General features: G+C 67.2%; 12 protein-coding genes and 2 tRNA genes. 4 read left to right on the forward strand and 10 right to left on the reverse strand.

Annotated elements, in window-relative coordinates:
• Positions 1-4: 4 nt before the first annotated feature.
• The 3 genes from murA to leuC all read right to left on the reverse strand — a co-directional run bounded on the left by murA (position 5) and on the right by leuC (position 3,745).
• Positions 5-1,330, reverse strand: a complete 1,326-nt coding sequence (gene murA / locus LDO15_RS14225; RefSeq protein ID WP_223979632.1) for a UDP-N-acetylglucosamine 1-carboxyvinyltransferase — start codon at positions 1,328-1,330, stop codon at positions 5-7.
• Positions 1,331-1,594: 264 nt separating this feature from the next.
• Positions 1,595-2,197 (reverse strand): 3-isopropylmalate dehydratase small subunit, encoded by a 603-nt coding sequence (gene leuD / locus LDO15_RS14230; protein WP_090953088.1) that lies wholly within the window; start codon positions 2,195-2,197, stop codon positions 1,595-1,597.
• A gap of 93 nt (positions 2,198-2,290) precedes the next feature.
• Positions 2,291-3,745: a 3-isopropylmalate dehydratase large subunit gene (leuC, locus tag LDO15_RS14235; protein ID WP_223979634.1), complete on the reverse strand. Its 1,455-nt coding sequence runs from the start codon at positions 3,743-3,745 to the stop codon at positions 2,291-2,293.
• Positions 3,746-3,875: 130 nt separating this feature from the next.
• On the opposite strand from leuC, the gene LDO15_RS14240 reads away from it, so the two are divergent.
• On the forward strand, positions 3,876-4,595 hold the full coding sequence (locus tag LDO15_RS14240) for an IclR family transcriptional regulator (RefSeq protein WP_026266447.1): 720 nt from the start codon (positions 3,876-3,878) through the stop codon (positions 4,593-4,595).
• A 13-nt stretch (positions 4,596-4,608) separates the two neighbouring features.
• Positions 4,609-5,145 carry a DUF1697 domain-containing protein gene (locus tag LDO15_RS14245; RefSeq protein WP_223979637.1) on the forward strand — a complete coding sequence of 179 codons (537 nt, stop codon included), beginning with the start codon at positions 4,609-4,611 and terminating at the stop codon, positions 5,143-5,145.
• Between the two features lie 166 nt (positions 5,146-5,311).
• On the opposite strand, the gene LDO15_RS14250 is transcribed toward LDO15_RS14245, so the two are convergent.
• Both LDO15_RS14250 and LDO15_RS14255 read right to left on the reverse strand, forming a co-directional pair.
• A tRNA-Glu gene (locus tag LDO15_RS14250) sits at positions 5,312-5,384 on the reverse strand.
• A gap of 130 nt (positions 5,385-5,514) precedes the next feature.
• Positions 5,515-5,586 (reverse strand) — tRNA-Gln (locus tag LDO15_RS14255).
• Between the two features lie 347 nt (positions 5,587-5,933).
• Here LDO15_RS14255 and LDO15_RS14260 point away from each other — a divergent pair.
• Positions 5,934-6,668 (forward strand): hypothetical protein, encoded by a 735-nt coding sequence (locus LDO15_RS14260; protein WP_223979638.1) that lies wholly within the window; start codon positions 5,934-5,936, stop codon positions 6,666-6,668.
• A 72-nt stretch (positions 6,669-6,740) separates the two neighbouring features.
• The gene (locus tag LDO15_RS14265; protein ID WP_223979639.1) at positions 6,741-7,226 is read left to right on the forward strand and encodes a hypothetical protein; all 486 of its coding nucleotides are present in this window, start codon (positions 6,741-6,743) and stop codon (positions 7,224-7,226) included.
• A gap of 36 nt (positions 7,227-7,262) precedes the next feature.
• Here LDO15_RS14265 and LDO15_RS14270 read toward each other — a convergent pair whose 3' ends face one another.
• The 5 genes from LDO15_RS14270 to LDO15_RS14290 form a co-directional block, all read right to left on the reverse strand.
• On the reverse strand, positions 7,263-8,021 hold the full coding sequence (locus tag LDO15_RS14270) for an HAD family hydrolase (protein WP_223979640.1): 759 nt from the start codon (positions 8,019-8,021) through the stop codon (positions 7,263-7,265).
• Positions 8,022-8,031: 10 nt separating this feature from the next.
• Complete coding sequence (gene gltX / locus LDO15_RS14275) at positions 8,032-9,570, reverse strand: glutamate--tRNA ligase (protein WP_223979641.1); 1,539 nt, start codon at positions 9,568-9,570, stop codon at positions 8,032-8,034.
• 129 nt (positions 9,571-9,699) lie between these two features.
• A complete protein-coding gene (locus LDO15_RS14280; protein WP_223979642.1) occupies positions 9,700-10,476 on the reverse strand; it encodes a fumarylacetoacetate hydrolase family protein in 777 nt (258 codons plus the stop codon).
• A gap of 139 nt (positions 10,477-10,615) precedes the next feature.
• On the reverse strand, positions 10,616-11,410 hold the full coding sequence (locus LDO15_RS14285) for an MBL fold metallo-hydrolase (RefSeq protein WP_223979643.1): 795 nt from the start codon (positions 11,408-11,410) through the stop codon (positions 10,616-10,618).
• Positions 11,411-11,475: 65 nt separating this feature from the next.
• The gene (locus LDO15_RS14290) at positions 11,476-11,850 is read right to left on the reverse strand and encodes a DUF1304 family protein (RefSeq protein WP_223979644.1); all 375 of its coding nucleotides are present in this window, start codon (positions 11,848-11,850) and stop codon (positions 11,476-11,478) included.
• Between the last annotated feature and the right edge of the window lie 208 nt (positions 11,851-12,058).

The raw sequence follows: 12,058 nt of genomic DNA on the forward strand, positions 1-12,058 counted from the left end.
CCCGCTACTTGGCCGACGTGATGTCGAAATCGGCGCCGAGGCCCGCGAGCTTCTCGGTGAAGCGCTCGTAGCCGCGGTTGATGATGTCGATTCCTGTGACGCGGGACGTGCCCGTCGCCGCCAGGGCGGCGATCAGGTGGCTGAACCCGCCGCGCAGGTCCGGGACGTCGATGTCGGTGCCCTTGAGCTGCGCCGGTCCGGAGATCACGGCCGAGTGCAGGAAGTTGCGCTGGCCGAAGCGGCACGGCACGCTGCCGAGGCACTCGCGGTGGACCTGGATATTGGCGCCCATGCGGATCAGCGCATCGGTGAAGCCGAACCGGTTCTCGTACACGGTCTCGTGGACGATCGAGACGCCCTCGGCCTGGGTCAGGGCGACGATGAGGGGCTGCTGCCAGTCCGTCATGAAGCCTGGGTGAACGTCCGTTTCGAGGACCAGCGGGTTGAGCTTGCCGCCGCGGTGGTAGAAACGGATGCCGTCGTCGCCGATGTCCATTCCGCCGCCGACCTTGCGGTAGGTGTTCAGGAACGTCATCATGTCCCGCTGCGTGGCACCTTCAACGTAGATGTCGCCGCGGGTGACGAGGGCCGCGGAAGCCCAGGAGGCCGATTCATTACGGTCAGAGAGGGCCCGGTGGTTGTACCCGCCGAGGTCCCGGACGCCTTCGATCCGGATGGTGCGGTCAGTCTGGACGCTGATGATCGCACCCATCTTCTGCAGCACCGCGATGAGGTCCACGATTTCCGGTTCGGTGGCCGCGCCGGAGAGTTCGGTGATGCCTTCGGCGCGCGTGGCGCTCAGCAGGACCTGCTCGGTGGCGCCGACGGACGGGTAGGGCAGCGCAATCTTGGCGCCTTTGAGCCCGTTGGGCGCGGAGATGTGGATGCCGCCGGGGCGTTTTTCGACAACGGCACCGAACTGGCGCAGGACATTCAAGTGGTAGTCGATCGGACGGTCACCGATCTTGCAGCCGCCCAGGTCCGGGATGAAGGCCTCGCCGATGGCGTGGATCAGGGGTCCGCACAGCAGGATCGGGATGCGCGAATCGCCGGCGTGGGCGTCGATGGCGGTGCTGGAGGCGGTCTTGGCATCCTTCGGGTCAAGGGTCAGATCACCGGTCACGGGATCCTTGTCTACCCGGACGCCGTGGAGTTGAAGCAGGCTCGTGACAACCTCGACGTCCTTGATTTCAGGCACGTTGCGCAACACCGAGGGTTCATTGCCCAGAAGGGCGGCAACCATGGCCTTGGGGACAAGATTCTTGGCCCCGCGAACGGTGACACGGCCAGTTAGCGGGACGCCTCCGCGGATTGTCAGAACACTACTCATATACCGGTTTCCTCACGACTACTCGCCCCCAAATCCTTACAAAGGCTCCAGCTAAGCATAGGAGCATCCGTTACCGATCTGAAATACGGCATGCCGCCGGCTGCTGCGGTTCCTGCTTCGGGCACCGCCCTGGCCGCCGCTTCGGCCGCCGCCGCACAAGACAGCAACGCGGGGTCACTTACGGCCCATCCCACGTCTCAGGATGGGCCGTAAGTGACCCCGCGTTGCTGTACGAGCCTCCGGACCCCCGGGCCCCGGGTAGCCTCAGGACAACCGGGCAGGCAGCGTCTTGGGCTTGAAGGAGGGCCGGGTAGCCTCGTACGCAGTGATGTCTTCTTCGTGCTGGAGAGTCAGGCCGATGTCGTCGAGGCCTTCCAGGAGGCGCCAGCGTGTGTAGTCGTCGATCTCGAACGGCGCCACAATGTTCCCGCACTGCACGGTCTTGGAGACAAGGTCCACCGTGACCTCGGTGCCGGGGGCGTTCTCGAGCTCCTTCCAGATGAGCTCGATGTCATCCTGGGCGACTTCTGCGGCGAGCAGGCCCTGCTTGCCGGAGTTGCCGCGGAAGATATCGGCGAAGCGGGAGGACAGCACGGTCTTGAAGCCGTAGTCCTTCAGCGCCCAGACGGCGTGTTCGCGGGACGAGCCGGTGCCGAAGTCGGGCCCGGCTACCAGGACGGATCCTGCGTTGAACGGCGCCTGGTTCAGGATGAAGGACGGGTCCTTGCGCCACGCGGCGAAGAGAGCGTCCTCAAAGCCGGTGCGGGTGATGCGCTTGAGGTACACGGCGGGGATGATCTGGTCGGTGTCGACGTTGCTCTGGCGCAGCGGGACACCAATTCCGGTGTGGGTGGTGAACTTTTCCATGGCGGATCCTTCGAGGCTGTGTGGATCGGGGCTAAGTGGATCGAGGCGGCAGGGAGCGGGCCTGCTGATCCGGGCTTCAGATCGGGTCGGGGACTACGCGGCGTCGGTGCTGAGCGCCACGGACTCCGGCGCGGGGTCCAGATCCGACGGCGAGCTCAGCGTGCCGCGTACCGCCGTCGCCGCGGCGACAACCGGCGAGACCAGGTGGGTGCGGCCGCCCTTGCCCTGGCGTCCTTCGAAGTTGCGGTTTGACGTGGAGGCGCAGCGCTCCCCCACTTCCAGCTGGTCCGGGTTCATGCCCAGGCACATTGAGCAGCCGGCGAACCGCCATTCGGCTCCGAAGTCTTTGAAGACCTTGTCCAGCCCCTCTGCTTCAGCCTCCAGGCGCACCCGGGCCGAGCCAGGAACCACGAGCATCCGGATGTTGGGATCCTTGGTGCGGCCCCGGATGATGTCCGCGGCGGCGCGGAGGTCCTCCATCCGTGAGTTAGTGCAGGAGCCCAGGAACACAGTGTCCACCCGGATGTCCTTCATCGGAGTGCCGGCTTCGAGACCCATGTACTGCAGGGCGCGTTCGGCGGCGGCCTTGGCGTTTTCGTCGCCGAAGTCATTCGGCGACGGCACCTTCGCGGACAGGGACACACCCTGGCCCGGGTTGGTTCCCCACGTGACGAACGGCTCCAGGGTGTCGGCGTCGAGGTCCACCTCGACGTCGAACACCGCGCCGTCGTCGGTGCTCAGCGTGTCCCAGTATTCGACGGCGGCGTCCCACTCGGCGCCCTCGGGCGCATGCGGGCGGCCGTACATGTAGTCGTAGGTGGTCTGGTCCGGGGCCACCAGCCCGGCACGGGCGCCGGCCTCGATGGACATGTTGCAGATGGTCATCCGGGCTTCCATGGACAGCGCCCGGATGGCGGAGCCGCGGTACTCCAGCACGTAGCCCTGCCCGCCGCCGGTGCCGATCTTGGCGATGACGGCCAGGATGATGTCCTTGGCGCTCACGCCGGGGCGCAGCGTGCCCTCCACGTTGATGGCCATGGTCTTGAACGGCTTCAGGGACAGCGTCTGGGTGGCCATGACGTGCTCCACCTCGGAGGTGCCGATGCCCATGGCGAGTGCCCCGAAGGCGCCGTGCGTCGAGGTGTGCGAGTCGCCGCAGACCACCGTCATGCCCGGCTGCGTGAGGCCCAGCTGCGGTCCCACCACGTGGACGATCCCTTGCTCGGCGTCGCCGAGTGAGTGCAGGCGGACGCCGAATTCCTGGCAGTTGTTGCGGAGCGTCTGGATCTGGGTCCGGCTGGTGAGATCGGCGATTGGCTTGTCGATGTCCAGCGTGGGAGTGTTGTGGTCCTCGGTGGCGATAGTGAGGTCCGGCCGGCGCAGCTTGCGGCCGGCGAGGCGCAGGCCTTCAAATGCCTGCGGCGACGTGACCTCGTGCACCAGGTGGAGGTCAATGAAGAGGAGGTCCGGCTGGGCGTTGGCTCCTTCGCCGTCCCCCTTGCGCACCACGTGCGCGTCCCAGACCTTCTCGGCCAGTGTCTTTGCCACGGCCTTCTCCCTTCACTGCGGTAATTATTGTGCGTTCTAATCGGCTGTTGCTTCCACTGAACCAGCACAGCCAAGTAATACGCCAGCGCGTTGACTTGCATCTCAGATAATGAGACGTCAATATCATTACATGGACAATTCTAGTGGAGTCGGTGTCATCGATAAAGCGGCCCATGTGCTTGACGCACTTGAGGCCGGCCCAACCACCCTGGCGCAGCTCGTTGCCGCCACGGGACTGGCACGGCCCACCGTGCACCGGCTGGCACTGGCGCTGGTCCATCACCGGCTGGTCAGCCGTGACATCCAGGGCCGCTTTGTGCTTGGCAGCCGCCTCGTGGAGCTTGCCTCCGCAGCAGGCGAGGACCGGCTCATCGCCTCCGCCGGACCGGTGCTGATGCAGCTGCGCGACGCCACCGGCGAAAGCGCCCAGATTTTCCGCCGGCAGGGCGACTGGCGCGTCTGCGTGGCCTCGGCCGAACGACCCATCGGCCTGCGCGACACCATCCCCGTCGGTACCCAGCTGTCCATGAAGGCCGGCTCCGCCGCCCAGGTGCTGCTGGCATGGGAAGACCACGACCGCCTGCTGGAGGGCCTCCAGTCCGCCCGCTTCACCCCCACCGTCCTGGCGGGAGTTCGACGCCGCGGCTGGGGTCAGAGCCTCGGCGAACGCGAGCCTGGTGTCGCCTCCGTTTCGGCACCGGTCCGCGGTCCGTCCGGCCGCGTGATTGCCGCCGTCTCCATTTCCGGCCCGATCGAGCGCCTGACCCGTCAGCCGGGGAGGCTGCACGCCGAGGTGGTCTGTAATGCCGGCCGTGTCCTGACTGAGGCGCTGCGCAAGACCAACGACTAAGTATGCTGTGCCCATGAACAGCTATGCGGTATTCCTGCGGGGCATCAATGTGGGCGGCATCAACATCAAGATGGCCGATCTGAAGGACGCGCTGAAGTCGCGGCCCTTTTCGAACGTGTTGACCCTGCTCGCCAGCGGCAACGTCGTGCTGGCCAGCGAGTTGGACACTGCCGGGGTCAAACAGGAGTTTGAGGCGTGCCTTCGTGAAGCGTTCGGCTATGACGCGTGGGTGGTGGTCCTGACCGCGGGCCGCGTGTCGGCACTCGTGGACGCCTGCCCCTACCCGCCTGACGACGCCTCGACCCACACCTACCTGACCCTCGCCTCAGATGAGGCCGCGCTCTCGGAACTCTACGAATCCGGCAGCGCCCTGGACGGCGTCGAGCTCACTTTGCTGGGACCGGAAGCCATCGCCTGGCTTGCCCCCACCGGCGGCACCCTGGAAAGCCCCTTCAGCAAACTCTCCGCGAAGGCCAAGTACAAGGCAGCCACCACCACCCGCAACCTTCGCACCATGGTCAAGGTCCGCGACGCCGCCGCGGGGATTTAGGCGGGCTTCTGGCTGCCTGCAGCCTGCGGCCGCCTCGCGATGGCGCGGCCTCGCGCAGGCGCGGCCTCGCGCAGGCGCGGCCTCGCGCAGGCGCGGCCTCGCGCAGCCGGCGGACTCCGGGGAATGCAAAACGGCCCCGGGCTGATGCCCGGGACCGTTTCCGTTGTGACCCCAGCGGGATTCGAACCCGCGTTACCGCCGTGAGAGGGCAGCGTACTAGGCCGCTATACGATGGGGCCGCGTACTTTCCAGAACAGCATTTCTGCCATTCAAGCCAAATGATTGTTTCACACATTTGGCCACAGTTTCAAATCGGACAAGCCGCTTCAAAACGTCCGATCTTCCGCGGAAATCCGCGGATTTTCAGAGCTGGGATACCAGGACTCGAACCTAGAATGACGGTACCAGAAACCGTAGTGTTGCCAATTACACCATATCCCAATGACACTTTCGGACCGGATGTTTGGGCCTAAACCCTTGCTCCCGGCGCCTCAGCACGAGTAATTACTTTACCCGAGAGTTTTCACTTGCACAAATCGGGAACGCCGGCGCGGGGCTCAATGTCCCGGACGGACTCATTCCCGGGCCGGCGGCTGCAAAATCCCCGCCAGCCCTTGCCAATCCGAGGCTTACAAGTTTACGCTCGGTAAGTTACCAACGAGTAACCACCCCTCCCCCACGCCCATGCTGGCAGTTTTGCGATCACGTTCCGGTGTTAGCTGCATCACACCGGCCGGGGTGGGCGGCAGCAGAGCCGCTGCCGGCGAGACCGTCGAGAGGAATCATCTGTGTCACAGAGTCGTGCCGCCGTCATCAAGACCCGGACCCGTGCGCAGCAATCCGCCATCGCCATCCTGGCACTGCTGCTCATCGCCCTGCTGGGCTTCTACACGCTTGTCACGGGCCGGATCACAGACGGCACTGCCAAGCTCAAAGACGGGGCCGGCAAACTTTCCGTGGGGGCGGAGAAGATCTACTCGGGGATCAGCACCAGGCTGGCTCCCGGAGCGGACAAGCTCCAGGCCGGCGCCGGCGAACTGGCCCAGGGCGCCGTCAAGATCGAAACCGATGTGAACAGCAAACTTGCCCCGGGCGTCTACAGAGTCGACGACGGCGCGCAGAAGCTCGCGGCGGGGGCCGTGCAGCTTTCCGCCGCGCTGACCCCGACGCCGGCCGGCAACGCCGAAAACAACCTCGCTGACGGCGCCACCCAGCTTGACGGCGGCGCAACCCAGCTGGCCGGAGGTACCGTGGCATTGGCCGCCGGCACCGACCAGCTCAAGGGCTACCGCGGCGCCGGCGGCAACCCGGAGGCCGGGACCGGGACGGCGGCCCTGGCCCAGGCCATGGAACTGCTGCAGGCCGCGGCGAATGATCCGGTCCAGGGTCTGGTGCCGCTCTCGGTGGTGAAGGACAAGATCGCCAAGATCACCGCGGGCGCGCACAAACTGGACGCCGGAGCCAGCCAGTTGCAGGCCGGTGCTCAGCGGCTCCAGGACGGCGCAGGCCAGCTGCATGCGTGAACAGGCAAGCTCACGGCCGGTTTCGCCACGCTGGCCGGAAAGCTCAACAGCGAGGACCCCGCCGCGCCGGGCGTGCTGGGCACGCGGCTCCTGGCCGACGGCACGTCCAAGATCCGGGTCGGAATGGACGGCGTCCCCGGAGACCCCGAGCACCCGGGCCTGCTCAAGGCCGCCGCCCGGATGACCGCAGGCAGCTCCCGGCTGGCCGACGGAACCGTGGCCCTGAACGCCGGCATCAAGGGCAACCCCGGAGACCCGGCGAACCCCGGCCTCCTCAGCGGTTCCCAGGCCCTGGCCTCCGGTGCCTCCGAGCTTTCGGCCGGCAACACCAAGCTGGCGTCGGGCTCCTCGCAGCTGGCCACGGGCGCGGACAAACTCGCCGACGGCAATGCCCGGATCGCTGACGGGACCGGCACCCTGTATGCCGGAGCGGCCGCGGTGTCACCGACCAGCATGCTCCGGCAGTCCGATACCGCCACGGCGCTGGGGCTGGTCGGGGTGCTGGGCCTTGGTTCCGTGGGTGCCTTCCTGGCGCTGCGGAAGAGGCAGGCCAGCTAGCGGCAGGACCCGGAGCCGGTTCCTGCCGCTCTCTGGCTACGCCAGCAGTTCCAGCAGTTCCAGCAGGGAGCCGACCTCGCGTCCGCGGAAGTCCGGGGCCGGCTCCCCGCCGCGGTTCAGCCACACACCCAGGAGGCCTGCCGCCGTCGAGCCTTCCGCGTCGAGCAGCCGGTTATCCCCGACGTACAGCGTCTGGCCGGGGCCGGTGCCGATCCGCCGGACACCCTCAAGGTAGATGGCCGGGTCGGGTTTCGCGACACCCACGGTGTCGGTGCCCACGAGAACGGCAATCCGGTCCAGTCCGGCCGCGTCCAGCTTCACACGCTGGTAGTCGTGGACGTTGTTGCTCACGGCCCCGTACGGAATGCCGGCCGCGTCCAGGGCATCGAGCAGCGGGCCGACGTCGTCGAATGCCCGGATGTAGCCGTGTTGGCGGCTCGCGTAGGAACTCACCCAGTGGTGGGCCTGCTCGCCGTCTGCGAGTTCGACGCCGAAGTACCCCAGCGCCGCCCGGCCCCGGAGCAGCCGCTGCTCGTTGAAGGTGATCTCGCCTGCCAGGTAGCGGTCGTAGAAATGGGTGGTCTCGTGGGTGAAGATCCGCCCGAACTTCTCCCACCCGGCCTCGTCCAGGCCGGGCAGGAGGTGCTCGCTGACGTCGCGAAGGGCCGACGTCATGGAGAATTCGAGGTCCACCAGGGTGTCATCGATGTCGAACAGGACCCCGCGGACAACGCCGGTGCCTGCTCCCAGTGTGATGTTGCCGGACGTGTTCCCGGCGCCGGTCGCGGTGTCCATCAGCCGGCCGTCAGCCGCGGAAGGCGCGCAGGCGCGCCAGGGACGAGTCCTTGCCCAGGATGACCATGGATTCGAACAAAGGCGGGGAGATCCGGCGTCCCGAAACGGCCGTGCGGACGGGGCCGAAGGCCAGGCGCGGCTTGACGCCGAGGCCCTCCACGAGGGCTTCCTTCAGGGCAGCCTGGATGTTCTCGGCCGTCCAGTCGGCGACGGGCTCCAGCGCGGACAGCGCGGCGTCGAGGACCTCGGTGAGGTTCTCCGGGAGGCCCTTGCGGGCGTCGTCGGCGACGTCGATCGCGTCGTCGGCCTTGAACAGGAACGCGAGCATTTCCGGCGCCTCGCCGAGCAGCGAGATGCGCTCCTGGATCAGCGGCGCGGCCTCGGCCAGGATCTCTTCCTCGCGGGCGGTGAGGTTCTCCCCCACGAATCCGGCGGCCTGCAGGTACGGCACCAGGCGGCCGCGGAAGTCCTCGGCGTCCAGCATGCGGATGTGTGTGCCGTTGATGGCTTCGGCCTTCTTGATGTCGAATCGGGCCGGGTTGGCCAGGACATCGTTGACGTCGAAGTGTTCGATCAGCTGCTCCACGGTGAAAATATCCTCGTCGGCGGAGAGGCTCCAGCCGAGCAGGGACAGGTAGTTCAGCAGGCCTTCGGGGATGAAGCCGCGGTCCCGGAGCAGGAACAGGTTGGACTGGGGGTCGCGCTTGGAGAGCTTCTTGTTGCCCTCGCCCATGACGTACGGCAGGTGGCCGAACACCGGCATGTAGCTGGCGACGCCGATGTCCATGAGGGCGCGGATCAGCACCACCTGGCGGGGCGTGGAGGAGAGCAGGTCCTCGCCGCGGAGCACGTGCGTGATCCCCATGAGGGCGTCGTCCACCGGGTTGACCAGGGTGTACAGCGGGGAGCCGTCGGCACGGACGATGACGTAGTCCGGGATGCTGCCGGCCTTGAACGTGATCTCGCCGCGCACCATGTCGGTGAACGTGACGTCTTCATCGGGCATGCGGACGCGCAGCACGGGCTGGCGGCCCTCGGCCTTGAACGCAGCGAGCTGATCCTCGGAGAGCTCGCGGTCAAAGTTGTCGTAGCCCAGCTTGGGGTCGCGGCCGGCGGCACGGTGGCGGGCCTCGACTTCCTCGGGCGAGGAGTAGCACTCGTAGGCGTAGCCGGCGTCGATCAGCTTGGCGACGACGTCCTTGTAGAGGTCCAGCCGCTGCGACTGGCGGTAGGGCTCGTGCGGGCCGCCGACCTCAACGCCCTCTTCCCAGGTGATGCCGAGCCATTTGAGAGCCTCCAGCAGCTGCTGGTAGCTCTCCTCCGAGTCGCGCGCCGCGTCGGTGTCCTCGATCCGGAACACAAAGGTGCCCTTGGTGTGCCGGGCGTGGGCCCAGTTGAAGAGGGCGGTGCGGATCAGTCCGACGTGCGGGGTGCCCGTGGGGGACGGGCAGAACCGGACACGGACGGGGGTGTCGGTGGTGACTTCACCGGCAGGGGCGGCAAGCGGGGCTGAGCTGGAGACGGCGTCGGACGCGGAGGCAGTAGTCATAGTGGTACCAACATTACCAATCCCTGCCCGCGCCCCCTGCCCGGAATACCGCTGCGAAAACGGACAGCCGCACCGTGGATCCCACGGGCGGCTGTCTGAAATCGGCGCAGCTTCCTGCGCGCGGAGCAGCTAGCGGCGCACTACCGGGTTGGAGAGCCGTCCGATGCCCTCGATCTCGACCTCATAGCGGTCGCCTGCCTGCACCGCGCCGACGCCGGCGGGGGTACCGGTCATGATGACGTCGCCGGGCAGCAGGGTGAAGGCCTGCGAGACGAGGGAGACGAGTTCGCGCACGCCGCGGATCATCTGGCTCGTGCTGCCGTCCTGGCGCAGTTCGCCGTTGAGCCGGCCCTGGATCCGGAGGTCTTCGGTGTCGAGCTCGGTCTCGATCCACGGCCCGAGCGGGGCCGAGGTGTCGAAGCCCTTGGCCCGGGCCCACTGCAGGTCCGTCTTCTGGACGTCGCGGGCGGTGAGGTCGTTGCCGCAGGTGTAGCCGAAGATCACGTCGTCCACGCGGGCTTCGGGCACGTCTTTGCAGATCCGGCCAATGACGACACACAGCTCGGCCTCGAAGGAGACGTCCTCGGAGAACTCCGGCAGGACAATGGGATCATTCGGCCCGATCACGGAGGTATTGGGCTTGAGGAACAGCAAGGGCTGCTGCGGGACCTCGTTGCCCAGCTCCCGGGCATGCTCCGCGAAGTTCCGGCCGACGCCGATGACCTTGCTGCGGGGAATGATCGGCGCCAGCAGGCGGACGTCCTCCAGCTTGTGCTTCATGGGGGTTCGTTCCACGCCATGGAAGAAGGGGTCGCCCTTGATGACAGTGACTTCCTCACTGCCGGGCTCACCTTCCACGATGCCGTAGAGGGGATCAGAATCAACTACAAACCGGGCGATACGCATGGTTCCTAGCCTACCGTCCCCAGCGGGCGCGCCAGGCTCCCGGGCGGACCGGGCGGCGCGCGCCCCTGCCCGCTCCCGCCCGCCCCACTGACTAGCAGCAGGGGCCGTTTTGAGCGCTGAAAACGGCCCCTGCTGCGAGTTAGTTGGGTGGGGCGCTGCGCAGGTAGTCCAGCTGCGCCGCGACCGAGAGTTCCGCGGCGCGGCGGACGGAGGGATCGACGTCGGCGTACACGGCGTCCGTGACGGCCTCGACGCCGGCGTCCGCGCCCAGGGACTCGAGGGCGGCGCGGACCTGCGCGAGCCTGCCCTGCCGGTGATCCCGGTAGGCGCGGGCGACGGCGTCGAGTGCCGGCAGCACCGGGCCGTGGGCCGGCAGCACCGTGGCGGGTCCCAGCCGTTCGAGCCGGTCCAGCGACTCGAGGTAGGCCCTGAGGGTCCCGTCGGGGTAGTCCAGCACGGTGGTTCCGGAACCTAAAATCGTGTCCCCGGTCAGCACCGAGCCGTGCGGGCCGTCCTGCGGCAGGTGGAAGCACACTGAATCCGAGGTGTGGCCCGGGGTCGCCAGGACCCGGATCTTCGCTCCGGCTGCGTGGATCGTTTCACTGTCGTTCAGCGGCGGCGCGCCGTGGCAGTGGGCGGGGTCCGCGGCCCGCACGGGCGCACCCGTCAAAACCGAGAACCTCGCGGCGGCCGCGGTGTGGTCCGCGTGCCGGTGCGTGATCAGGATCAGTTCGACCGGACCGGCGCCGGCCAGTGCCTGCAGGTGCGGTTCGTCGAGGGGCCCGGGGTCGACGACGACGCTGCCCGCCGCTCCCGGGGCGCCGATGATGTAGGAGTTGGTGCCGGCCAGGCTCATGGGACCCGGGTTCGGTGCCAGGCGGAACCGGGTCAGCTCGCTGCTGCGGACAATGCCGCGGGATGTCTCGGAGGTCACCGTCCCATCCTTGCACTGAATCCTCCGGAGCCGGCCCCGGAGAGGCACGCTTATGAGAGGCACGCTTAGACGAGCAGAAGAACAGTGATGATAAGCGGCAGTACGGCCTCAGCGAGGGCACTTCCCCACAGCCGCCGCTCGGAAATGAACAGGGTGATCCCCAGGATCACGTGCGCCACAGAGGTGAAGAGCAGGAGCGTGCGTCCCTCGGCGGACTCCGGGCCGGCGAGCATGAGGGCTCCAACAATGGCGCCTATCCCCCAGATCACGTTGTAGAACCCCAGGTTGAACGTCCAGAGCCGTACGGTCTCGACGTCGTCCGGGTCGACCAGGAACAGCCGGTGCAGACGCTGGTCACGGATGAAGAACGACTCGGCAATACCCACGACTATCAGCAGGGTCCCGAAGACCACGCCTAGAATCTGGATCAGCCCGGTCATCTGCCCATTGTGCACCCCCGCTTGCAGTGCCGAACAGGGCCGAGCGGACAGATTACGCCGCGCTTCGGGGCACATCTTCAACGACGTCCGAGACGCCGACGGCGGCCCGCCACCGGATGGTGGGGACCGCCGTCGTGCGTCACATGCTGTGCCTTACGTGCTGTGCCTTACATGCTGTGCCTTACATGCTGTGCCTGGCAGTCAGCGC

It is taken from the genome of Arthrobacter sp. NicSoilB8 (genome assembly GCF_019977355.1).
GTDB lineage: Bacteria > Actinomycetota > Actinomycetes > Actinomycetales > Micrococcaceae > Arthrobacter.